The sequence below is a fragment of the Trichococcus alkaliphilus genome (genome assembly GCF_003008695.1).
Classification (GTDB): Bacteria; Bacillota; Bacilli; order Lactobacillales; family Aerococcaceae; genus Trichococcus; species Trichococcus alkaliphilus.
The window spans coordinates 69931-93979 of the sequence record NZ_PXZT01000004.1 but is presented as its reverse complement, the minus strand read 5'-3'; the positions used below and the strand labels follow the sequence as shown (position 1 = coordinate 93979).

Annotated in this window: 19 protein-coding genes; 2 read left to right on the top strand and 17 right to left on the bottom strand. The window is 46.6% G+C overall.

The window, feature by feature from the left end:
• The 7 genes from C7R73_RS05220 to C7R73_RS05190 form a co-directional block, all read right to left on the bottom strand.
• Positions 1-795, bottom strand: a complete 795-nt coding sequence (locus C7R73_RS05220) for a phosphatidate cytidylyltransferase (protein ID WP_106449469.1) — start codon at positions 793-795, stop codon at positions 1-3.
• 10 nt (positions 796-805) lie between these two features.
• Positions 806-1567, bottom strand: a complete 762-nt coding sequence (locus C7R73_RS05215; RefSeq protein WP_106449468.1) for an isoprenyl transferase — start codon at positions 1565-1567, stop codon at positions 806-808.
• 155 nt (positions 1568-1722) lie between these two features.
• The gene (gene frr, locus C7R73_RS05210) at positions 1723-2280 is read right to left on the bottom strand and encodes a ribosome recycling factor (RefSeq protein ID WP_086627870.1); all 558 of its coding nucleotides are present in this window, start codon (positions 2278-2280) and stop codon (positions 1723-1725) included.
• Positions 2281-2282: 2 nt separating this feature from the next.
• Complete coding sequence (pyrH, locus tag C7R73_RS05205) at positions 2283-3005, bottom strand: UMP kinase (protein WP_086627869.1); 723 nt, start codon at positions 3003-3005, stop codon at positions 2283-2285.
• Between the two features lie 87 nt (positions 3006-3092).
• A complete protein-coding gene (tsf, locus tag C7R73_RS05200; protein WP_106449467.1) occupies positions 3093-3974 on the bottom strand; it encodes a translation elongation factor Ts in 882 nt (293 codons plus the stop codon).
• A gap of 136 nt (positions 3975-4110) precedes the next feature.
• Entirely contained in the window at positions 4111-4896 is a 786-nt protein-coding gene (gene rpsB / locus C7R73_RS05195) for a 30S ribosomal protein S2 (protein WP_086627867.1), read from the bottom strand.
• A gap of 202 nt (positions 4897-5098) precedes the next feature.
• Positions 5099-8323, bottom strand: a complete 3225-nt coding sequence (locus tag C7R73_RS05190) for a DEAD/DEAH box helicase (protein WP_106449466.1) — start codon at positions 8321-8323, stop codon at positions 5099-5101.
• A gap of 170 nt (positions 8324-8493) precedes the next feature.
• Here C7R73_RS05190 and C7R73_RS05185 point away from each other — a divergent pair, with 170 nt between their 5' ends.
• The gene (locus C7R73_RS05185; RefSeq protein WP_106449465.1) at positions 8494-9111 is read left to right on the top strand and encodes a lysophospholipid acyltransferase family protein; all 618 of its coding nucleotides are present in this window, start codon (positions 8494-8496) and stop codon (positions 9109-9111) included.
• A gap of 117 nt (positions 9112-9228) precedes the next feature.
• Here C7R73_RS05185 and C7R73_RS05180 read toward each other — a convergent pair whose 3' ends face one another.
• The 3 genes from C7R73_RS05180 to C7R73_RS05170 form a co-directional block, all read right to left on the bottom strand.
• Positions 9229-11004: an ABC transporter ATP-binding protein gene (locus C7R73_RS05180; RefSeq protein ID WP_106449464.1), complete on the bottom strand. Its 1776-nt coding sequence runs from the start codon at positions 11002-11004 to the stop codon at positions 9229-9231.
• A complete protein-coding gene (locus C7R73_RS05175; protein ID WP_106449463.1) occupies positions 11001-12755 on the bottom strand; it encodes an ABC transporter ATP-binding protein in 1755 nt (584 codons plus the stop codon). The genes C7R73_RS05180 and C7R73_RS05175 overlap by 4 nt, the downstream gene beginning before the upstream one ends.
• An 86-nt stretch (positions 12756-12841) precedes the next feature.
• Complete coding sequence (locus C7R73_RS05170; protein ID WP_068559628.1) at positions 12842-13072, bottom strand: YneF family protein; 231 nt, start codon at positions 13070-13072, stop codon at positions 12842-12844.
• Between the two features lie 242 nt (positions 13073-13314).
• Here C7R73_RS05170 and lexA point away from each other — a divergent pair, with 242 nt between their 5' ends.
• A complete protein-coding gene (gene lexA, locus C7R73_RS05165; protein ID WP_086984765.1) occupies positions 13315-13938 on the top strand; it encodes a transcriptional repressor LexA in 624 nt (207 codons plus the stop codon).
• An 87-nt stretch (positions 13939-14025) separates the two neighbouring features.
• Here the strand turns inward: lexA and C7R73_RS05160 are convergent, their stop codons facing one another.
• From C7R73_RS05160 to glyS, 7 genes are all read right to left on the bottom strand, one after another.
• Positions 14026-14538 (bottom strand): adenine phosphoribosyltransferase, encoded by a 513-nt coding sequence (locus tag C7R73_RS05160; RefSeq protein ID WP_106449462.1) that lies wholly within the window; start codon positions 14536-14538, stop codon positions 14026-14028.
• 16 nt (positions 14539-14554) lie between these two features.
• Positions 14555-16885, bottom strand: coding sequence for a single-stranded-DNA-specific exonuclease RecJ (recJ, locus tag C7R73_RS05155; RefSeq protein ID WP_106449461.1), 2331 nt, complete (start codon positions 16883-16885; stop codon positions 14555-14557).
• Positions 16886-17026: 141 nt separating this feature from the next.
• On the bottom strand, positions 17027-17437 hold the full coding sequence (locus C7R73_RS05150) for a lipopolysaccharide assembly protein LapA domain-containing protein (protein ID WP_106449460.1): 411 nt from the start codon (positions 17435-17437) through the stop codon (positions 17027-17029).
• 118 nt (positions 17438-17555) lie between these two features.
• Entirely contained in the window at positions 17556-18485 is a 930-nt protein-coding gene (gene rnz, locus C7R73_RS05145; protein ID WP_106449459.1) for a ribonuclease Z, read from the bottom strand.
• A 2-nt stretch (positions 18486-18487) separates the two neighbouring features.
• Positions 18488-20347, bottom strand: a complete 1860-nt coding sequence (locus C7R73_RS05140) for an acyltransferase family protein (RefSeq protein ID WP_106449458.1) — start codon at positions 20345-20347, stop codon at positions 18488-18490.
• A gap of 38 nt (positions 20348-20385) precedes the next feature.
• Positions 20386-21693: a GTPase ObgE gene (gene obgE, locus C7R73_RS05135; protein WP_106449457.1), complete on the bottom strand. Its 1308-nt coding sequence runs from the start codon at positions 21691-21693 to the stop codon at positions 20386-20388.
• A 291-nt stretch (positions 21694-21984) separates the two neighbouring features.
• Entirely contained in the window at positions 21985-24048 is a 2064-nt protein-coding gene (gene glyS / locus C7R73_RS05130; protein WP_106449456.1) for a glycine--tRNA ligase subunit beta, read from the bottom strand.
• Between the last annotated feature and the right edge of the window lies 1 nt (position 24049).

Here is a 24049-nt window from a genome sequence, read left to right as displayed (position 1 = left end):
TTAAAATATGAAATGCAGAAAAATATGGAACACAGGCATCACAAAAAGCGTACTGTCGAAACGATCGAGCATGCCGCCATGTCCGGGCAATATCTTCCCGGCATCCTTGACGCCAAAATAGCGTTTGAATGCCGATTCGACCAAATCACCCATCTGTCCACAGACCGAAAGCAGGACTGCCAGCATGATCTGGAGGCCCATCGATAACCCCAATGGATTGTAGTAATGGAAAAACACGATAGCAATCAGCACAGCAGCGATCGATCCGCCGACGGAGCCTTCAATCGTTTTGTTGGGGCTGATTGCCGGGGCCAATTTGTTCTTGCCAATTTTCCTTCCGATCATGTAAGCGCCGATATCCGTTCCCCAGATTATGAACAGCACTAAAAGCACCATCCAAAATCCAATATCCCTTGTCTGCATGAAGTAATAGAAGCCTCTCCCGACATAAAGGGAAGTCAGAACGGAAGCAGCTGCATCGTCGAAGGTGAAATCATTTCTTGAGAACACTGTGAATACGAACAGGATCAATGCTTCCAAATAAATCAAAAGCATCGCATCGATGCCGTCTGGGATGAAATGCAGGTAAGATTCCGGCAACATCAAAAGGACGGTCGCCAAAGCGGTGATGATTCCCTCCACGCTGAAGATGGTCAGCTTTTTCATCTTTAATAGTTCTTGGACAGCGATCAATCCGATTGCTGTCATAAGCAGTTGCAACGCCAGTCCGCCAATCCATAAAAATGGGATAAAAACGGCGGCAGCCACTATGCCTGTGATTACTCTTTCCTTCATGGTATCCTCCCTATATGCCACCGAAGCGGCGATTGCGATGCTGATATTCTGCTAGCGCAGCCTGCAAGCTGGCTGTTGAAAAATCAGGCCAAAATTCTTCCGTGAAGTACATTTCACTGTATGCAGCCTGCCAGAGCAAAAAATTGCTCAAACGGATTTCCCCGCTGGTGCGGATCAGCAAGTCTGGATCCTGCCATTCACCAAGTCCACTTGTGAATAGGTATCCGGCGAATATTTCATCGGTGATGTCGTCTTCTGAGAGTTTTCCCGCTGCAACATCGCGCGCAATCATTTTTGTCGCTTGAAGGATTTCAGCCCTGGAACCGTAATTCAATGCAAAATTCAGAATCAAGCCGGTATTGTCTTTCGTTTTTTCGATCGCATTTTGCACGACTTTCAGCGTCTTTTCGGGCAATTGATCGATCCAGCCGATGGTCGTCACTTTGATGTTGTTCTGCATCAATTCCGGCATGAACACATCAAAAAAATCGATGGGCAAACCCATTAAAAAATTGACTTCATCAGTCGGACGTTTCCAATTTTCTGTCGAAAAGGCATATAGCGTCAACACCTTTACATTAAGGCGGCTTGCTTCTATGGTTATCCTTTTCACGGTATTCATGCCCTCTTTGTGTCCGTAGACCCGCGGCATCAATTTTTTCTTTGCCCAACGGCCATTTCCGTCCATGATGATGGCGACATGGGCTGGAACGATGCCATTTTCATCGAACGGCATTTCTGTTTTTGGATTCTCACTCTTGAATAGAGCCATGCTTTATCCCTCACTTTTTCATAACTCTCTATATTTTAACAAAAACCCGCCTGAATTCCTATGATTAACAGGAAATTATATAATTTTTAAAAAGAGCCAGGGCACAAATCATTCGAAATGATTTGTGCCCTGGCTCCTTTCCAACGGATGAAATTTTAAACGTCCAAAATTTCTTTTTCTTTGTCCGCTGTTATTTTGTCGATTTCTTTGGAAGATTTATCGGTGAACTCTTGCACTTTCTTTTCGTAAGTGCGCAACTCGTCTTCTGTGATTTCTTTGTTCTTTTCTGCTTTTTTCAACGCTTCGATAGCATCGCGGCGAATATTGCGGATAGAGACCTTAGCCGCTTCGTTTTCTTTGCCGACAGTTTTTGCCAACTCTTTGCGTCGCTCTGAAGTCAGCGCCGGGATAACCAAACGGATGACGTTACCGTCATTGGCTGGGTTGATGCCCAGGTCGCTTTGGTAAATCGCGCGTTCGATATCGCCGATACTGGATTTATCGTAAGGTGTTACCAACAACATGCGTCCTTCAGGAATCGTGATGGAAGCCAATTGATTCACTGGAGTGTTCGTTCCGTAGTATTCCACTTCGATGCGGTCCAATAAACTTGCATTCGCGCGGCCTGCCCGAATCGATCCAAGTTCGCGGATCAATGCAGCCTCCGTTTTTTTCATTCTGTCGATCGCATTATCCAGGATTTCTTTAACCATGATTATTTCCCCCTTACAGTCGTTCCGATATCTTCTCCAAGTATAACACGGCGAATATTCCCTTGTCTGTTTAAGTTAAATACAACCAGCGGGATATCGTTATCCATGCTTAATGAGCTTGCTGTAGTATCCATTACTTGCAGTCCTTTGGAAATAACATCCAAATGAGTCAATTCAGAGAATTTTGTTGCGTTCAAGTCCTTCATCGGATCGGATGAGTAGACCCCATCAACATTGTTCTTAGCCATCAAAATAACGTCAGCATTGATTTCAGCGGCACGAAGGGCTGCTGTCGTATCAGTAGAGAAGTAAGGATTGCCGGTACCGGCAGCAAAGATCACAACGCGTCCTTTTTCAAGATGACGGACAGCACGTCTGCGGATGTAAGGTTCGGCAATTTGTCTCATTTCGATGGAAGTCTGAACACGGGTCGGAACGCCTGCATTCTCCAGCGCATCCTGCAAAGCCAAAGAATTCATGACAGTCGCAAGCATACCCATATAGTCTGCTTGCGCTCTCTCCATGCCCATTTCAGCGCCTGTCGTGCCACGCCAAATATTGCCGCCGCCGACAACGATAGCCATTTCTACGCCCAAGTCATGTACTTCTTTGATTTCTTTAACGATTTCTTCGATCGTCGGCGGATTGATTCCGAAACCAGTGTTGCCCGCTAAAGCTTCACCGCTTAGTTTTAAAACAACGCGTTTGTATTTTGGTTCACTCATTCTATATTTCCCTCCGTAATTGGCTGACCCCTGATCAATCAGGTTTATGACTATGATAAAAAAGCCCCAATTAAGGGGCAATTTTCATTATTTTTTAACTTGGCTCATTACTTCTTCTGCAAAGTCCACGGAGCGTTTTTCGATACCTTCGCCTACAGCGTAGCGAACGAATGATTTAACAATGCCGCCTTTAGAAGCAGCAAATTGTCCAACTGTTTGATCTGGATCTTTAACAAAAGGTTGATCGTTCAATGAAATTTCGCTCAAGAACTTGTTCAAACGGCCTACGATCATTTTTTCAACGATGTTGGCTGGTTTGCCTTCGTTCAATGCTTGTTCTGTCAGAACTTTCTTCTCATGTTCAAGTTCTTCTGGAGAAACTTCGTCGCGTGAAACATATTTAGGATTGATGGCAGCGATGTGCATAGATATGTCTTTAGCAGCATCCGCATCAGCAGATCCTTCCAATAATGTCAATACAGCAATACGTCCGCCTTGGTGCAGGTAAGCGCCGAAAGCATCAGCATCCGTTTTTTCAACGATAGTAAAGCGACGCAAAGTAATTTTTTCGCCGATTATTGTAGTAGCGCTTAAGATAACATCGTTTAATGTACCTTCAGCAGTTTCGATCGCTAAAGCAGCTTCCACAGTTTCTGGTTTGTTTTTAGCGATGATCGCTGTAATGTCAGCTACCAAGTTTTGGAATTTGTCGTTTTTCGCAACAAAATCAGTTTCTGCATTGATTTCAGCGATTACGGCTGTATTTCCGTCAACAAATACGTTTGCAAGTCCTTCAGCAGCGATACGGTCAGCTTTTTTAGCTGCTTTAGCCATACCATTTTCTCTTAGGTAGTCAACCGCTTTGTCCATGTCGCCATCGACTTCTACTAGAGCTCTTTTAGCATCCATCATGCCTACGCCTGTCATGTCGCGTAATTCTTTAACCATTTTTGCTGTTACTTGTGCCATTCTATGATTCCTCCTGAATATTCTTTTTCATAAAAAAAGCTGTCCCAAAGAGAATAGAAAAGATGTCGGCTGCCAAATTGGCTATATCTTTCTTCTTTTCTGAGACAGCTCGTTGCTTCAAACTAAATAGGAAATATTATTCGTTGTTGCCTTCTACAACTTCAACGATTTCTTCTAATGAAGTTGCTTCGTCAGCTTCAGCTGCAAAAGTTTCTTCAACAGAAATTTCAACTTGATCTTTTCCTTGGTTGCCTTCGATGAAAGCATCAGCCATTTTAGCAGTGATCAATTTAACTGCGCGGATAGCATCATCATTTGAAGGGATTACTACGTCGATTTCATCTGGATCACAGTTTGTGTCAACCATAGCGACGATAGGAATGTTCAATTTGTGAGCTTCTTGAACAGCGATTCTTTCTTTTCTTGGGTCAACGATGAACATTACATCCGGGATTCTAGGCATATCTTTGATACCGCCCAAGAATTTTTCCAAACGTTCTTGTTCTTTTTTCAAGATAGAAACTTCTTTTTTAGGAAGTAGTTCGAAAGTGCCGTCTTCAGACATAGCTTCGATTGATTTCAAACGTTTGATACGTTTTTGGATAGTATCCCAGTTAGTCAAAGTACCACCTAACCAACGGTGATTTACGAAGAACTGACCTGAACGGATAGCTTCGTCTTTGATTGAATCTTGCGCTTGTTTTTTAGTCCCTACGAATAAAGCTACGCCGCCTTCTTCAGCAACGTTAAGCATATATTTGTATGCTTCGTCGACTAATTTTACAGTTTTTTGCAAGTCGATGATGTAGATACCGTTTCTTTCTGTAAAGATGTATCTCTTCATTTTTGGGTTCCAACGACGAGTCTGGTGACCGAAGTGTACGCCTGCTTCCAATAATTGTTTCATTGAAATTACTGCCATGTTTGTTTCCTCCAAGTTTGTTTTTATTTTCCTCCCCCGATTTCTTCTACAGCAGAAACTCATCTTCCGATAAGCAACGTCCACCGTATCGATCAAGGTGTGAAATGTGGTTTTGCACCGTTGATAATTATATCGAATTATATTTAAAGAAGCAAGTGTTTTTTCAGAAAATGGATACCAAACAGCCTCATTACTGGTTATTTCAGGATTGGATCCCCAAAATTTGCTTGATGTCATCGTTCGTCAACCGTTGTCGGCTGAGCGCCTCTTCCCCTTCGGATACGATCAACTGATCAAAGAGCATCTTTTTGTCTTGCTGCAATTGGTTGATTTTCTCTTCGATGGTTCCTTCCGCGATGAAACGGTATACCTGCACATTTTTCTTTTGGCCGATGCGATGTGCTCGTCCTGCGGCTTGTTCTTCGACTGCCGGGTTCCACCATAGATCGAATAGGATGACGGTGTCGGCGCCGGTCAGATTCAACCCGGTGCCGCCCGCTTTCAGTGAAATCAAAAAGACATCCGTGTGGCCTTCGTTGAACTGATTGACCAACGTAATCCTTTCGGCGGGAGGGGTTTTTCCGCTGAGATAGAGATGGCTTAAATTTTCCTTGGCCAACTCCGCTTCAATCAACTTCAGCATGGACGTGAACTGTGAAAACACCAAAACATGCTGGTTGTTCTCTTGGGCATTTTTCAATATTTCGACCAGCTGTTCCAATTTCCCCGAGCCGCCTTCGTAGGCCGCATCCACCAAACGGGGATCGCAGCAGATTTGACGCAGACGGGTCAGTCCGGCCAAAATCTCCATGCGGTTCCGTTGGAAATCTTCACTGTCATAATCAGATACCTTTTCCTGCAGTTGCTGCAGATAGGCCAAATACATGATTTTCTGGTCGCGATTGAGGCTGCTGTAGATATCGGCTTCGGATTTTTCCGGAAGATCGCCCAGAACATCCGCCTTCAGCCGGCGCAACATGAAGGGTTTGGCTGTTTTCGAAATGTCCTCAAGTGACATTTTTTTGAATTCCTGCAGTTTCGGAAACAATCCCGGCAAAATCAATTGGAAGATTGCCCAGAATTCCGTCACACTGTTCTCGATCGGCGTGCCACTCAACGCGATATTGACCCGGGCATTCATCTTGGCGATGGCACGGAACGTCTTCGTATTATAGTTGTTGACGTACTGAGACTCGTCCAGAATCATCGCGTAGAAATCACATTTTTGGTAGGACTCGATATCCTGCCGGAAACTTTGGTAAGAGGTGATCGCAATGCCGTTCTCGGGCAACTGCGACAACTGCTCTTCCCGTTCCTTTTTCACGCCGCTGATGACGCTTATCTTCAGCAATGGCGCAAATTTTTGGAATTCGTACTTCCAGTTGTAAATCAGCGAAGCCGGTGCAATCACCAAAGCAGGTTTGCCATCATTTTTCCCTTCCTCAACTTCGCTGAGCAGAAAGGTGATCAACTGGAGCGTTTTGCCGAGTCCCATTTCATCAGCCAAAATACCGCCTAAGCCGTAGTTGGAAAGGAATTTCAGCCATTTGAAGCCTGTCACTTGATACGGACGCAAATCCGCTTGCAATGTTTTCGGAAGTTCAGCTGGAAACTCGTTCGGGTGCTTGATGAAATGATACAGTTCGTTCAGGAAATCTTGGCTGCCGACCTCAGGGTTCAGATCATTGATTTCTTTTTCGAGCGTCATGCTCTTGATCATCGGCATGGAGAGTGTCCCGTCGTGAAGCTGGGACTCATCTTTGATCAATGAAAGGAAACGATTCATCTCTTTCATTGTTTCCGTCTCCAAAGATAGGATGCGCCCGTCTTCCGTCTTGTAGTAGGCGTCATTTTTTTTGAGGCTGTTCAACAATCTGTCTATTTCATTTTCCGAAATGCCGCCGACATCAAAACGGATATCCAAAAAGGAATCCCTTGTCCGGCGTTGGACCGAAGTTGACACCTCAGTATTTTCCACTATCAGATTCTGCAGGTCAGGGCTTAATTCGACCTCTGCATAACGGCGCAGAACAGGTATTTTCCTGTAAAGAAAGCTAAATAGATCAACGTCTTTCGAAGCCAAAAAAGATACTTGGTTTTCGATTATGTTGAATTCCAGATTTTCCAATACCTGCAGGATCCGCTCTTCACCTATTGTGTCCCTGATCAGAAATTGGGACTCTGTTTTCGAGGCGCGGTTCTGTCGGAAGACCGTTTCCCCGTATTTGAAGAAAATCTCCCCTTTTATGCGCTTCACCGGACCACGGAATTGGATGGATACAGTCAACGGCTCATCGATGATGTTGCGCTCCAGTTCTTCACTGAAGTGCACCGTTCCGATTTGTTTCAGCAAAGGGATGACATAGGTCAGCAAATCCGATACATCGGGTTCTTCAATTCCGATCACATTTGAGTCGTCAAAACGTTTTTCAAAGAACGAGAGGTACCCTAACAGTTTATGTTGCTGCACACTGAGTGGGTGAACTTTGTTGCCCTCGATCAGCCAGTCATAATCCAACAGCTGGATGATATCGTCACACTGGATGCGAAGTTCTATTCCCTTGCCTTTCTTTCCCAAAAGGAATTGATAGCCCGGTTTTTCGTGACTGATCTGCACATCCGGATACGTTTGCTCGCCGGAAATCCATTCTACTCGGCCGGTTTGGATCAAATCCTCCAAGATAGAGTGCGCTGAACTCGGCGGAAGGATCAGGTAGGAATCCAATTTTCTGGCCGTGACGTTCAGCAATTGCTTATTCAACGCAGCGGATTGCTCCTCTAGCAATTTATGCAACCGGTAGATGATGGGCTGGTCCATTTCCTGTATCTTCACTGTCCGGAAATCAATCCCATCGCCGAGACGGTATTCCCATTTTTCTTGTTTGATGAATTGTTCCGTAAATTGTTCGATATTGGTGACCATATAGGGTTTATCGACCCCTGCACGCAAGGATAGAGCCAATACATGCTCACCTGTATTTTGCATCAGATTGTTTGGTTTCATGCGCAGAACCTGCAGCGTATACTGCACTAAAAAATCTGCTTGGGTGTTCAGGCTCTGGGCGCCTTTGTTTTCTTGGAAGAAAATCTGCGTCAAGTCGTTCACAAATTCTTGACCGGCAGTTTCCGCATCAACCTGAAACTGTTCAGCGCTGCTTTCCGTCAGAATACGGGTGCCGCATTTCTCCTTCAAATACAATTCAACAGCGATCGTATGCTTGCAATACTGATGATTTTTCCAATACTTGCACTGACATACATCCTGTTCCCTGGCTGTCCCGTCTAAGGTGACATGATACATTTTACTGCCGAGCACCTCACAATGCCAAACCTGGCTGTGGAAATCCGGTTGCACGGATAGTACGCGATCCTCATTCACATATTCGCGTCCCTCTTGTATCAACTTGTCCGGCATACTCCATTTCACGCTATCACTTCCTCTGCTTCTTGCTGTCCATCCTTTATTGTACTGCAATTTCGTCGAAAAATATACCTTCTTCCCCTTTGATGGAGACAGGAACGGAATATTTAACTTGAAATATTCAACAAACTATCCCATACTTATTAGCATAATGCCAAAGCAAAAGGAGCCCTGTCATGTTTTTTAAAACAGTCGTCATCATAGTCAGATTTCTGGTCCGTATCCTGAACGGCAAGACCGAAATCCAAAACAAAGAGTACATTCCGAAAGACACAGTCTATATCCTTGCAGCACCGCACAGAAGTCTGCTGGACCCCATTTTCATTTCGTTTGGCGTGTATCCGCACGTATTTTCATCAATGGCGAAGCAAGAACTCTTCAAGGGGAAATTCATGAATTGGCTGCTCACGCACATGAACGCTTTCCCTGTCAATCGCGAAAACCCGGGTCCGAGCGCCCTAAAGCAACCTGTTTCGATCCTGAAGGAAGGCAAAACCAATCTGCTGATCTTCCCGACCGGATCAAGGCATTCCGCAGAAATCAAAGGCGGCACTTCATCCATCGCCAAGTTGGCCAACGTTCCGATCCTTCCGGTTGTCTATCAAGGTCCGCTCACACTCAAGGATCTCGTGAAGCGCAAAAAGGCGACTGTCCGCTTCGGCAAGCCCATCTACCTACCGAATGAGAAACGAATCTCCAGAGAAGAACTGGCGGCCTATGACGAACTGATCGGAACAACCTTCCGCCAATTGGATCAGGAAATCGATCCGAATTTCGTCTACATCGCAAAATAATGCCCCGGTATTGTCCGGAAGCATCATTTACCAATTCAATAAAAAGAAAAAAGCAGCGCCGAAATTTTTTCCGGCGCTGTTTTTTTGGCATTGCTGCCGTATCACTTGATCACTCAATCAATCGTTCATCGACTGGAGCATGTACATGTCATAATAAGTTCCCCGTTTGGCGATCAGCTCTTCATGTGTGCCTCTTTCGATGACGCGGCCTTTGTCAAGCACCAGGATCAGATGGGCATCGCGAATAGTGGACAGACGGTGTGCGATTGCAATCGTAGTTCGGCCTTCACGCATCTTCCGCATGCTTTCTTGGATCAGGAGTTCCGTTTCGGTGTCGATATTGGCTGTCGCCTCGTCAAGGATGAGCACTTTCGGATCCCGCAAAATTGTTCGGGCAAACGAAATCAATTGTCTCTCACCACTTGAATAACTGGCTCCGCGTTCGATCACTTTTGCATGATAACCTCCCGGCAGCGACTCGATGAATGAATCGGCATGCACAAAGGCAGCTGCGCCTTCTATATCTCGGTCTGTATAAGCCTTGCTCATCAAACGGATATTATGCGAGATGTCGCCGTAGAATAGGAAGGCGTCCTGCAGGACCAAGCCTATTTTTGAGCGGATTTCATCGATCGGATACGTCTTGATTGATTTCCCATCAATCAGAATATCGCCTTTCTCGAAATCGTAAAAACGCAGCAAGACATTGATGATCGAACTTTTGCCGCTGCCTGTGTGGCCTACCAGCGCGACGGTCTCTCCCGGATTCGCTGTAAAGCTGATGTCCTTAAGCACATCCTGCTTGCCGTCATAAGAGAAGGAAACGTTTTTGAATTCGATCCTGCCTTGGATGATCTCCAATTCCGAATCTTCAGGTTGGCTTGGCGCCAATTCGGCATTATCCAATACGCTCAGGACCCGTGAACTGGAGACGATGCCGTCCTGCAGGGCGCTGAGGTTATCCATCATCATCCCCATCGGACGGAAGAAATTTTGGATGTAGGTAGTGAACGCATAAATGACTCCCAACTCCACTACGCCATTCAACGTCTGATAGCCAAATAGCCAAAGCACGATCGCCAACGCAATTGCCTGCAACAGATTGACGACTGGCATCAGCATCAAGGCGTTCATCTGGACCATCGCTACGCGTCCTTTGCTGTAATCGTCATTGATCGCATCAAATTCCGCGCGCAGACGTTTTTCTTGGCGGAACTGCTGGATGATCGCCATGCCGGAAATCGATTCATTCAATTTCGTGTTCAGCTGGCTCAGTCTTTCACGCATCGTGCGGTAAACGCGCGTGCTGTACTTTTGATAATACCAAATCAGACCGGCCATAATCGGGACAAATACGATGAACAGAAGGGAAATCTGCTTATTCAATGTCCACATAGCGATGAACACTGTGATGATGCTGAAGATTCCCTCTGCCAAGGCCAAAAATACATTCCAGAATTCCTTGATGGTTTCAGTGTCATTCGTGACGCGCGAAACGATCGATCCGGCCGGCGTCGTGTCATAGTAGCGCATCCCCAATTGATTGACCTTACGGAAAACGGCATTGCGGATATTCTCAACGGTTTGTTCGGATGCCATGCTGAAGATATAGCGCTGCAGATACGTGACCAACATCTTCAGCAGGACGACTCCTACATAAGCCAGCGCAAATAGCACACTGATGTTGGTCGTGACATTGCCAACAGCCAGATAATCATCCATGTAAATTTGGATGATGCGCGGTGCCACCACATTGACCAACGACAACGCGATGCTGAAAAGTAAAGCGATCAAAAATTGATGGCGGAAAGGATGGGCAAAGCGGAAGATTCGTTTGATTACCCGGAGTTGTTCCTTCAATGGGATTGTTTTAGACCATACTGATCCACTCATGCTTCATCCGCCCCTTCCAATTTGGTTTCGAGTTGTTGTTTTTCGTACATTCTGCGGTACCAGCCGTCCAGTTCCATCAACTCATAATGAGTCCCGCGTTCGACAATGCGCCCTTCATCAAGGACGATGATCTCATTCGCATGCATCACGCTGCTGATCCGATGGGCTGCGATGATTGTTGTCTGATCGGTTCGCTTTTCCTTGAGCCCAGTCAGGATCGCTTCCTCCGTCTTCGCGTCCACCGCGGATAAGGAATCATCCAGGATGAGCAGCTCAGGTTCAGTCACCAAAGCCCGCGCAATCGCTATCCGCTGCTTTTGTCCACCGGATAAGGAAACACCCCTTTCGCCAACCAATGTATCGTAGCCCTCGGGAAACCCAAGGATATCATGATGGATAGCGGTCAAGCGTGCAGCCTCTTCAACCTTTTGTTGGCTGATGGATGGATCAGCGAAACGGATGTTTTCCCTGACGTCAGAAGAGAACAGAAAGTTGTCTTGGGGAACGTAACCGATTCCGCTCAGCAATGCGTCCAATGAGTAATCACGGATATCGATCCCGTTGTAGTTGATGCTGCCGGCATACTGATCATACTCCCGCAACAGCAGACGGAAAATCGTGCTTTTGCCCGATCCGGTTCTGCCGACGATCCCTAACGTTTGTCCCCGCTCCAAATGGAAGTTGACATCCTGTAGGCTTATTTCTTCGCTGTTCGGGTAACCGAATGAGGTTACCTGAAAATCCAGATCGCCGGTAACCGGAGTCTGGATAGCATTCTTCTGCTCCTGGATCGTTGATTTTTCCTTCAGAAGCTCATCGATCCTGCTGTAACTGGCGCTGCCTCGTTCCAGTACATTGAACAATCTGCCCACTGCCAACATCGGCCATGCCATCATTCCGATGTAACTGATGAACGAAACCAGCTGACCGATACTGATGCTGCCTTCCACGACAAAACGGCCACCAAAGATGATCGTCAATGCAAAAGAAAGCCCCAAAATAAGTTGGATCGCCGGATCAAATAAGGCATCGACCAAGTAGACAGCTTTATTTTTCGCGACGACATCCTTAGTCATCGCCTCGAAATCATGGATATCCTCTTCTTCTTCGCCGAATGTCTTGATGACCTTCACGCCGGATACACTCTCTTGCGTTTTGTCATTCAGATTAGAGAAAGCAGCTTGTGCCTTGCGGAAACGCTTGTGCATCTTCTGCCCGAGGATCCTCGACACCAGCGTCAAAGCCGGCAACGGAATCATGGCGATTAGCGTCAAACGCCAATCGATCAAGAAGAACATTGTGAAAAGCGTGATGCCGCCTGAAGAAATCGAATCAGCAAGTGTCAGGATGCCTGCACCTGCGACCATCCTGATCGCATTCAAGTCATTCGTCGCATGCGCCATCAGATCGCCGGTTCTGTATTTCTGGAAAAAGACAGCGTCCATTTCGGTGAAATGCTTGAACAATCGTGAACGAAGTATCTTTTCCAACTCTGCCGAAGTACCCCAAATCTTCATCCGCCAAATATAACGGAAAAGGTACTGCAGGATGCCCGCAATCAATATGATCGCCGACCACTTCCACAAAGAAGCCATCGTTAAGGTCCCTAAGGCAATTTCATCGATGATGATTCCGACAACGCGCGGCGAAACAACCTGAAGTATAGCCACAATGATCAGGAAAAAGACGCCCACAAAATACGATTTCCATTCTTGACGGAAAAACCAACTCAATTTTTTGAAAATACTCACGTATATTACTCCCTTCTTACCTGTATCCGGACAAAATAAAAATGTGGAACCGTAGAGATCCACATTTTGTATATTATTTCATTAGTCTATTTCTTTTTCTTTGTTGATTGTGCTTTCATAGAAGCCATGATCTGTTTTACTTTTCTTTCGGATGGTTTTTGACCCATCTGCATCATCATAGAGCGCAACATTTCTTCGTTGATCGGTGGATTTTCTTCAAAATATTTTACCATATAACGTCTTGCAAGGAAAAATCCGCCAACCGCGCCTATTACTATTCCTAAAATGACCATCATTACCCATGCTGTTGTTGACACGTATTCATCCCCCTTTCCAAAGCATTCATTCATTAATTGTACTAAAGATTATGCGAAAAAGAAATAGCAATCACGGATAAATTTAGTGATTTTTCGAAAACGCTTCAGCTTTTGCCGGTTTCGGGACAATTTTGAGCATATTCTTGCGTCATCCCCAAGAATATGCGAACATCTGTTTGATTTTTTGGATGATTAATGGTATCCTAAACTTATAAATATAGGATTACGGAGATGATGATCTCATGGTTAAAAATAAAGATTCACGCCAAGTTGAAGTGCTTCAATACATTTATGAAGAAGTCCAAGAAAAAGGCTATCCGCCGACCGTCAGGGAAATCGGGAATGCAGTCAAACTTTCCTCAACATCCACAGTGCACGGCCATCTGTCGCGTCTTGAGAAAAATGGCTTTATCCAACGCGACCCTACAAAACCCCGTGCGATCGAACTGACTCAAGCGGGTCTGGACAAACTCGGGATCATGTCGGATAAGATGCCTTTGTTGGGTACCGTCACAGCCGGAGCTCCCATCCTGGCCGTCGAAGAAGCAACAGATTATTTCCCGGTTCCGCCTGATCTGAAATCCTCTTCCGGAAGCTTGTTTATGCTGAAAATCCGCGGAGAAAGCATGATCGACGCCGGCATATTCGATGGCGACTCAGTCATCATCAGAAAACAAGCCACGGCTGAAAACGGCGATATCGTCATAGCCATGACGGATGATGATGAAGCGACCTGCAAACGATTCTATAAAGAAAACAACTACTATCGCCTGCAACCGGAAAATGCGAGCATGGATCCGATCATCCTGGATTCTGTCATCATTCTGGGGAAAGTAGTCGGTCTGTACCGGAACCACATCATATAACGGATATTCCCCCGTCTGCCGCAAAAAGGCTGCCAACTACTGGCAGCCTTTTTGCATGTGTATCCAAATTTGGATTATTAATTGTTCTTAGTATTCCATCAGTGTGAAGATGTCATACCCTTGAACCAGGTCACGGCCTTTTAAATCCAGCAACTCGATCAAGAATGCCAACCCGACGACTTCTCCGCCTAATTTTTCCACCAATTCGATGGTTGCGGCTATAGTCCCGCCAGTGGCCAACAAATCATCGCATACCAACACTTTGTCACCAGGCAGGATAGCATCTTGATGCAATTGCAGCGTTGCTTTTCCGTATTCCAGTCCGTAGGATACTTCCACTGTTTCGCGCGGCAATTTGCCTTTTTTGCGGGCCATTGCGAATCCGCAGCCTAATTCCACAGCGACCGGACAGCCAACCATAAACCCACGCGCTTCAGGTCCGACTACTTTATCGATATTCAAGTCCTGGGCATATTTCACAATCTCTTTGATCGAATAGCGGTAAGCCTCACCGTTCGCCATCAAGGGTGAAATATCGCGGAAAATGATGCCTTGCTCCGGGAAATCTTTGACATCAGCAATATATTGTTTCAAGTCCATTTTGTGTTCCTCCTAATTATTGTACCATCATCTGTTCATTCAACCATTTCGTCAACTGCGAAAACGGGCTGTAGATGAATACCTTTTCAGCTTCCATTTTCTGCAGGCGATCTTTGTATACCTGGGTGTCGTCCAAAGCCCTTTTGACAGGGTTTTGGACCTCATTGATGAAACCATTGTCTATTGTAACAAATCCCGCCTCCAAAAACACTTGAATCATAAAAATGGCAAGATTTTTTTTGATTTTTAAGTATTTTGCTAAGGCATCTAACCGATTTCTCACATCGATATCCTTATGGGAACGGATATATTGGTAGAACTTTGCAAACTGGTCTTTAGGAGGGATTCCGTCTGCGTAAACGCTATTTGATTCATGGGATACGACATACACATTTTCGAACTGATTGCTCTTCAAAAGATCAGCCAGCAAGCCCATCTTCAAAGGACATTCGAAAAGCACCAGGTTGCTGGCGCTGACATCCTGCAAGGCGTCCGCAGTATTGTCAGTGAGCAACGCGGCGTTCGAACTGTTCGGGATGCGCTCATAAAATTGTTTCATGATGCCGGAAGTCGAAAATAGATACAGGGCATCTTCCACAGCCAATACCGATTCTTGGATGATCGAACTCCTTTTGTCGAAAAACTGGACATGCTTGTTTTTGATGTCTTTCAGCTGCAGCTGCGGTTTCGCGCTGTCCCGCCAAACGTTAATCGAAAGTTCCCCGATGAGGGAAACGACATCCGCCTCGTTCAAGTGGTTGCTGATGCTCCCCTTGTTGAAGCCGATCACATCCAGAAAGAGATTTTTGTCCTTGAGTTTGAACTTCAGATGCTTGTTGTCGGCACCGATCTGTCTGATGTCCGTCAAAGGCACATTTTGGAAGCCGAATATAGGCTTTGGATTATCAGTCCCATAAGGTTTAAGCAATTCCAATTCCTTCAAAAACGGCAGCGTGACATCGGCAAGCGGCAGCATGGCATCTATGTAAATGGATTCGCCCAACACGATGGCGTCGTGATAAAGAGCCGCATAGCTGTTTATCTTTTCAGTGAAGGCTGACAAATCGGCAGCGGGAAGGCTCATGCCTGCTGCCATTTTGTGCCCACCGAACTTCGTGAGAAGGTCTTTTGAATCGGTCAATGCAGTATACATATCCAAGGCTTCCGTGCTGCGGGCGGATCCTTTCGCGATGCCGGTTTTTTCGTCGATGCGGAACAAGATTGTCGGGCGTCCGAATTCCTCGACCAGCTTGCTGGCCACGATACCGAGAACACCCTCATGCCAGTTCTTGCTGCCCAACACGACAACATCCGGCATGTTATCGGTCTTCGCCAGTTCGGCACTGGCTTCTTCATGGATGGATTGGACAATGCCCTGTCTCTCAACGTTTTTCTCCTGTATGTACGCAACCAGTTCAGCTATTTTTTCTTCGTCGAATGACAACATCAGTTCAGCGCCCGGACCCGCATCCTCCAACCGCCCGACAGCATTCAAACGGGGACCGATGATGAAACCAATGCTCTCCTCGTCCAAATTGGCCGCATCTATTCCCGCGGCTTCCATCAATGCAGCCAAACCGAGTCGATGCGTTTGTTTCATGACTTGCAGTCCCTGCTTCACGATCCAGCGGTTTTCGCCTGTCAAACTGACCAGGTCCGCAACCGTACCGATAGCGGCCAGATCGAGCGATTCGTATGGCATTTCCCCCAGAAGGGCCGCCGCAATTTTCAAGGCGACGCCAGCTCCGGAAAGATCCGGGAAAGGATAGGATCCTGCCGGATGTTTCGGGTGGATGATGGCATACGCATCAGGTAAAGCATCGGGCAATTCGTGATGGTCGGAAACAATGACATCCACGCCCATTTTTTTTGCCATCGCTATCGGCTCATGGCCGGAAACCCCGTTATCGCATGTCAGGATCAGTTGCGCCCCGTTTTCAATCAATTTCTTGAATGCAGCAGCATTGGGGCCATAACCGTCCGTAAAGCGGTTCGGCAAGTAATAGCCGACATTGCCGCCCAATACTTCGATCGTTTCCACAAGAATGCTTGTGCTTGTGATGCCATCCGCGTCATAGTCCCCATATACGACGATTTCTTCTCCAGCTTCAATGGCTACAGTCAAGCGATGAATCGCTTTATCCATATCGTGCAGCAGATACGGATCATGGAATTCCATTTCGGCGCCATCAATGAAAGCTTTGATCTGTTCTTTTGTTTCCAATCCTCGCTGCATGCAAAGCACGACGAATGTTTCTGATAAACCTGTAGCCTGAATGATTTCCTTGCTTACAGAATCATCAATTTCTGATTTGCGTATTTTCCAATTCATCTTTGACGCTAACAATTTACCGACTCCTAACTATATAAACTATACAGGCGCACGGAGGCTCCCACTAATCCAAAAAAGACTAGAAGCTGACCTCGTTCTAGTCTTTTCTTTGCAACTGAAAGCGGCAGATCTGGTGGATCCGCCGCTTTATTTTCGTCAAACACCGCTTGGCTGATCCGGGCTTCCCCCAGTAAACTTCTTGATCAATTCTTCTTCAAGCGAATTGATTTTGTTGTCTTTCTGAGTCAATTCTGTCCGCAGATCAGCGAGTTGTTGTTCATACCCGACTTTCGTCGCATCAACTGCATTCTGGATTTCCTTCCCTTTTGTATCGATTTCAGAGCGCATCTGTTTGAATTCCTTGTTCTTCTTCGTTGCACTGCCTGTCGCAACCAACAAGGTGATGAGCGAGCCCATCAGGAGAGAAACCAGGATGACGATGATAAGGGGTCCATCCACAACAGCGAAACCAAAATTGACCGGCACAGAATCGACATTGAAAACGGCAAACAACACAATGATGATGATTAAAATAATGCCCGCTACTAATCTCCATTGATTTTTCATTACAATCGCCCCACTCATTTTGATATTTCTCACCCTTATTATCATCTTTTTGCCGATGCATAGTCAACTTGCAACACTTATCAACGAAATGATTCTCAGACGAGCAAGCTTCCTGCGATCATTTCGTCAGCGCTATTTCGAATTCATCATAATCGTTGACGAGTTTCGTGTCAGGAAAGACTTTGCGGGCATCCCGCTGCAACTGATGCGCATTGCCGTTGAGGTAACGCGCGCTGATATGAGTCAAATAAAGTTGGTTGACGTTTGCTTCTTTGGCCACATTGGCTGCATCGATGCAGGTGGAATGGAAATAATCCGACGCAATCGCTTGGTCTTCCTTCCCGAAGGTGCTCTCATGAACCAACACATCGGCATTTTTTGCCAAAATGACCGTATTTTTCGTTCTCCTTGTGTCGCCCAGAATCGTTACGACGCGTCCTTTAGTCGTTTTCCCGATAAAATCCAGCCCATTGATGGTTCTCCCGTCAGGCAAAACCACGGTCTCCCCATTTTTCAGCTTTCCGTAGAGAGGTCCCGCGGGAACATCCATCTCTTTAAGCTTATCGGCCTGCAACTCGCCCGGATAGTCGGCCTCTTCGACACGGTACCCATAAGAAACGATGCCGTGATTCAGTTTTGCGCAGTTCACTCGGAATTGCTCGTCTTCAAACACTACGCCATCTTCGGTTATTTCATGAAAGAAGATCGGATAGCGCAGGTGGGACTGGGATATGCGCAGACTGGTCAGCACAAATTCCTTGATTCCCACAGGCCCGTAGATGTTTAAAGGCGTATTTCCGCCTTGGAAAGCCCGGCTGCTCAAGAACCCGGGCAAGCCGAATATATGATCTCCATGCAGATGGGTGATGAAGATCTTTTCAACTTTCCTGGGCCGGATCGTTGTTTTGAGCACACGCTGCTGTGTCCCCTCTCCGCAGTCAAAAAGCCAGATGGCATTGCGTTCATCCAATAATTTCAATGCTATGCTGGAAAGATTTCTGCTGGTGGAAGGAACCCCCGCTCCGGTGCCTAAAAATTGAATTTTCATAATCAGTTGCTCCCATTTTCATCATTTAATTCTTGATAGATTTCCTCTGCCACAAAAAGGGCTAATCGTTGCGCGCCCATCGGATTCGGATGGACCTGGTCCTCCAGAAGCCACTCGTCGTGTCCGCTGCTGAAGGCATTCCAATCCAAAATATGGACATTGGAATGGTTGCTTTCGGCAAGCGCCAACTGCTCGTTCACGCTATCCTTCCAGATTCGCGGTACATTCGTCGTGAGGAAAAACAGATCTCGGGATGTGCCGATTTCCTTAATGAATGTTTCCATTTGCGTCTCAGTGAAAGTCCCGTTGGAACCCAGAAAGACCACGACTGTGTCATGCAATTGTTCCCGTTTTTCCAAGTCAGCAATCACCTCAGTGGTTTGGTAAAGCTGTCTGCTGACTGCACCTTCGACAACTGCCCGACCGAAAATCGTAACCAGCTGATCCGCGACGGAGAGCAATACGGAATCGCCTATGAAAGTAATATCCGCGCCGTGAGCAAACAAAACGGTCTCCCGTTCGAGCCCTTCGATATTGTTGATGGCCCTGCTGCGGGTGGAATCGTCGCGATTGATCTCTTCCATTTTGCTTTGGCTGGCAGCGATCTGCTCACGCAGCTCCTGCACAGCGGCATTCTCGCCGGATCGTGCTTGGACAAATCCCGCCAGAGCAGTCAACAACAGGCAGAAACTGACGAACGCAGCAAATTTTCCCGAAAAATGCCTGGTTGAGCCTTCGGATCCTGATGCCTTTATTCGGGCAATCGTATCGGCAGGTCGCCAAGACTGCACGGACATCATCTTCCAACGCTTTTTTTCGAATATTTGGTAGCCTATTTCGGAAAGGCTGAGCATGATTGCCAGCTGGATAAATATATGCCGTCCGGGATCAACGCTTGTATCGACTACTTTCGCTTGATAAAGGGAAATGACAGGATAGTACCAGAGATAAAGCAGGAAGCTCCGCCTGCCGAGCCACTGAATCGGTTTGAACCGCATCATTCTTGAAAGGCTCGTTGCCGGATGCGCTGTTAAGACTACCGCAACGCCGATGATAATGCTGTTGAGATACATCCCGCCTCTGTAGGTGAATGACTGGCTATCCAGCATCCTGCTGAACATCAAACCGAGAACCGCATAGCTGAACAAGCCTGCGAGCGTCAGCCTTCGCTTCGTTCGTTTCGACACAGGCTCGTTCAATTTCGCTAACGGCCAAACAACCGACAGCGCACTGCCGATCATAAATGAAAACAAGCGCGTATCCGTCCCATAATAGGCGCGCGAAGCGTCCTCGCCTGGTACATACAGTACGGCCATCGCAAGGGCCGAAAACAAAGAAAGTCCGACCGCTGTGTAAAGGATGATTCGTTTATCCTTGAAAAGGGCCAACAGCAACAGCACAATCAAAGGCCAGATGACATAGAATTGGCTCATGACCGAAAGGAACCAGAGATGCAGGAAAGGTGATTGCACATAGAATTGTTCAAAATACGAACCGCCAACAGAAATTTGCCACCAGTTATTGACCATCCCCAATGACGTAAGGAGCCAAGGCCGCAAATTAAGCAATAAGTCCCTTTGGAACAAAGTGATATAGGCAGTCACCGATACCAGCATCCCCAGCAACGGAAGGAACAATCTGTTGAACCTTCTGGACAAATAGCGCTTGTAAGCCAATTTTTCCTTCTGGCTGTATTCTTCGATCACAGACGCTGTGATGAAAAAACCAGTCAGGACGAAAAAAATGTTTACGGCCAAGTAACCGCCCGGCAAAACATGAGGCATCAAATGATAGAAAATGATGGCAAGAATCGCAAGCGCCCGCATCCCATCCAATGGAACGGAGCGTGTCTGTAATGTCACGATAATTATCCCCCATTTTATGATACTGGTGTTGCTTTTTAATCGACGAACTCAAAATGGTAGGTCATGATGCGGACCATGTCGCCATCTTTCGCTCCCTTAGCCCTCAGTTTTTCATCTACGCCCATGGAACGCAATTGACGCGCGAAACGCATGATGCTTTCATCATGAGCAAAATTGGTCATGTTGAATAGTTTTTCCAGTCTTTCGCCGCCCAATACCCATGTGGAATCTGGATCGCGTCCGATGGTGAACTGTTCTTGATTTTCTTCGAATTTGTAAAGGACGGATGATTCGACTTCTTCTTCATCGAATAATGGGAACTCAGGCGTATCCTTCAGAACTTCAGCAGTGTAATCCAACAATTCGGCTACGCCGGTAGTCGACCAGGCTGAAATCGGGAAAATCCTTGGTGCTTCGTCATCACCGAATTTTTCGGCGATTTGCTGTTTGAAGATTTCAAGATTATCTTCCGCTTCCGCCACATCCATTTTATTGGCTACAATCACGGTCGGTCTTTCCAGCAAACGCAATTGGTAACTTTCCAATTCCTTATTGATTTTTTCATAGTCATCGAATGGATCTCTGCCTTCTGTACCGCCCATATCGATGACATGCAGAATGACTCTTGTGCGCTCGATGTGGCGCAAAAATTGGATCCCCAGACCGACGCCTTGGGACGCGCCCTCAATCAATCCCGGTAAATCGGCCATGACAAACTCTTCTCCGCTGCGTGTCTGTACCATACCTAAGTTAGGCACAAGCGTGGTGAAGTGATAGGCTGCGATTTTTGGTTTCGCTTTTGACACAATCGACAGCAATGTCGATTTCCCTACTGATGGGAAGCCTACCAAACCGACGTCCGCGATGACTTTCAACTCAAGCTCCAAATCCAGCTCTTTCCCGGGTTCACCGTTTTCGGCGATTTCGGGAGCAGGGTTTCTCGCAGTGGCAAAACGGTTATTACCGCGGCCGCCGCGTCCGCCTCTTGCGACTACAGCCTGTTGTCCAGGTTCCGTCAAATCAGCGATGAGTTCTTTTGTTTCCGCATTGCGTACAATCGTACCAGGCGGAACCCTTACGATTGTATCTTTTGCACCGCGGCCGAACATGCTTTTGCTCATGCCGTTTTCGCCGGGCTTACCTCTGAAATTACGGTTATAGCGGAAATCCAATAACGTGCGCAGACCTGGATCCACTTCAAATATGATGCTTCCCCCACGGCCGCCATCGCCACCTGCAGGACCCCCATCGGGAACATACTTTTCGCGACGGAACGCTACCATTCCATCGCCGCCTTTACCGGCTTTTACATGCACTTTTGCATGATCCAAAAACATTGACATCTTTTTTCCCCCTTGGAAAACTGTTCGGCACTCTTTATGCCGAACAAAATGATTCGATTGGTCCAACCTTTTCAGATGCGCTTCCGCACTTCAAAAAATTGGACGAGTATCTTTAACAAATAATTTGAGCTCCGACTGTTGAAGCGCTCATTCTTCCCTCTTAATTTACCATATTAACCAAAAAACGAAAAGAAAATACAGTATCGAGGGTCTTGATCCTCCCCGCACCCGGCGGAAGACAAAATGATGGAGCCGGGAGTAAACAATGTTAGCCCCGCCTCCATCACTTCACTATTTAAGGATCAATTTTCTGACATCAGCAAACTTCAGAATGCTCAAGGTCAAGTTGCCGAGCGTATTCAAGCGGTTGCTGCGGATAGCAATATCCTCGACCATGACCATATTTTCATCGAAATAAGCTTCAATGTATGGCGCAATCGCAGCTAATGCAGCGTAATCCGCTTCCGGATCGCCGTGGGACAGAGCCAAATCGAGATGGTTGATCTGCACATACAGATTCTTCTCGCTGGCTGTTTCCAGCAGATCTTTCTGGACGGGAATCGATTCATCAGGATTTCCGGAAATGTTTACGACGCGCGCAAGAGCTTCCATGATCGCTTTGAATGATTCCTCTTCACTGTGCGCTTGCAATACTTTGGCGTTAGCGAATAGGGTGTTGACATCTTTTTCGCCGGATTGCAGCACAGCTTCCACTATATCATAACGGATGCCGTAGGTTTGAAGTTTCTGTTGGATACGGCCATTTGCGAAAACGGCAAGTTCATTCATTGTTTTATCGAACGATTCTGCCTCTTCAACTGCATAAACCTCCGTCAACAAGGCAGACAACAGTTCTTCCAACGAGAATGACCACTGGTATTTCTCGATGATCTGAATGACCCCGATCATTTGACGGCGCAAAGCATAAGGGTCGTTCGATCCTGTCGGAACCATACCCTGCAGGAAGAAACTGATGATGCTGTCCAATTTATCCGCCATCGCCAAAACTGCTCCGATTTGGGTTTCCGGCAATTCGCCTTCACTGGATACTGGTAGGTAGTGTTCGCGGATCGCGGTTGCTACAGCAGCGGTTTCGCCTTGTTGCAACGCATAGACTTCACCCATGATGCCTTGCAGTTCCGTAAATTCGGAAACCATGTTGGTAACCAAGTCAAATTTGTAGATGGAAGCAGCACGCAACAATTGCGTTTTGTCGTCCTCTTCCAGATCAAGCAGATCAGCAAGATGGGCAGCGATTTTCGCTGTGTTGTCCATCTTATCATGAATGGAGCCGATTTTCGAATGGAATGTGACTTTCTTCAATTTTTCGACCGACTGCGCGATGGTGATGCGTTGGTCTTCGTTGAAGAAGAACAGACCGTCCTCAAGCCTTGCTGTCAGTACTTTCTCGTTCCCTTTTTTCACGTTATCGATGAATATGCCATTACCGTTGCGTACGGATATGAAGTACGGCAACAGTTTGCCCGATTTGTCCTTCACTTCGAAATAGCGTTGGTGGTCTTTCATCGATGTGATCAATACATCTGCCGGCAACGTCAAATATTTGCTGTCGTATTCACCGAAGAAGGCCGTCGGGTATTCGACCAGAGAAGTGACTTCTTCCAATAAGGTTTCGTCGTTAGGGATGATCCAGCCATTTTCAGCTTCAATCTGTTGGAATTGGGCCCGGATCATGTTTTTCCTTTTTTCCTGATCGGCGATGACGTGTTGTTCCGCCAATTTCTCCACATACTCGCCTGCATGCGCCAGCGTCACTTCTTCGCCCAAGAAACGGTGACCGCGTGTGGTCCGGCCTGAAACGACATCCAAGACTTGGAATGGGATGATTTCAGCATCAGCCAATGCCGCAATCCAATGGATCGGTCGGATGTACTTGAAATGATGGTTGCCCCAATGCATCGAAACAGGGAAAGTCAATGACTCAACGACTGTATTCAATTCCTTCAGCACTTCGGATGAAGCTTTTCCGTTGATTTCCTTCTTGACGAAAACATACTCTACACCCTTCAGTTCATCAAAGAAGATGTCTTCAGGAGTCAATCCTTGTCCGCGGACAAAGCCCAGTGCAGCTTTTGACCAAGTGCCGTCCGCCTGCAAAGCGATTTTTTTTGCGGGTCCTTTGACGACTTCCGCCAAATCCGCCTGTTTATCACTGACTCCGCTGGCGATGACCGCCAAACGTCTCGGTGTCGCAAACATTTCGATTACATCAAAGCCGATGCGGTTTTCTTCCAAAAAAGCGGCCATTTTTTCTTTCAGTTGGATACTGCTGCTGCGCACATATTTCGCAGGCATTTCTTCAAGTCCGATTTCTAATAATACAGTTTGACTCATC

Excerpts from the sequence above, each read along its gene's own strand:
- pyrH (WP_086627869.1), bottom strand. The coding sequence starts at position 3,005 with ATGAGTGAACCAAAATACAAACGCGTTGTTTTAAAACTAAGCGGTGAA.
- C7R73_RS05180 (WP_106449464.1), bottom strand. The coding sequence starts at position 11,004 with ATGAGTGGATCAGTATGGTCTAAAACAATCCCATTGAAGGAACAACTC.
- lexA (WP_086984765.1), top strand. The coding sequence starts at position 13,315 with ATGGTTAAAAATAAAGATTCACGCCAAGTTGAAGTGCTTCAATACATT.
- frr (WP_086627870.1), bottom strand. The coding sequence starts at position 2,280 with ATGGTTAAAGAAATCCTGGATAATGCGATCGACAGAATGAAAAAAACG.
- tsf (WP_106449467.1), bottom strand. The coding sequence starts at position 3,974 with ATGGCACAAGTAACAGCAAAAATGGTTAAAGAATTACGCGACATGACA.
- C7R73_RS05160 (WP_106449462.1), bottom strand. The coding sequence starts at position 14,538 with ATGGACTTGAAACAATATATTGCTGATGTCAAAGATTTCCCGGAGCAA.
- C7R73_RS05150 (WP_106449460.1), bottom strand. The coding sequence starts at position 17,437 with ATGAAAAATCAATGGAGATTAGTAGCGGGCATTATTTTAATCATCATC.
- C7R73_RS05220 (WP_106449469.1), bottom strand. The coding sequence starts at position 795 with ATGAAGGAAAGAGTAATCACAGGCATAGTGGCTGCCGCCGTTTTTATC.
- rnz (WP_106449459.1), bottom strand. The coding sequence starts at position 18,485 with ATGAAAATTCAATTTTTAGGCACCGGAGCGGGGGTTCCTTCCACCAGC.
- C7R73_RS05215 (WP_106449468.1), bottom strand. The coding sequence starts at position 1,567 with ATGGCTCTATTCAAGAGTGAGAATCCAAAAACAGAAATGCCGTTCGAT.
- obgE (WP_106449457.1), bottom strand. The coding sequence starts at position 21,693 with ATGTCAATGTTTTTGGATCATGCAAAAGTGCATGTAAAAGCCGGTAAA.
- glyS (WP_106449456.1), bottom strand. The coding sequence starts at position 24,048 with ATGAGTCAAACTGTATTATTAGAAATCGGACTTGAAGAAATGCCTGCG.
- C7R73_RS05185 (WP_106449465.1), top strand. The coding sequence starts at position 8,494 with ATGTTTTTTAAAACAGTCGTCATCATAGTCAGATTTCTGGTCCGTATC.
- rpsB (WP_086627867.1), bottom strand. The coding sequence starts at position 4,896 with ATGGCAGTAATTTCAATGAAACAATTATTGGAAGCAGGCGTACACTTC.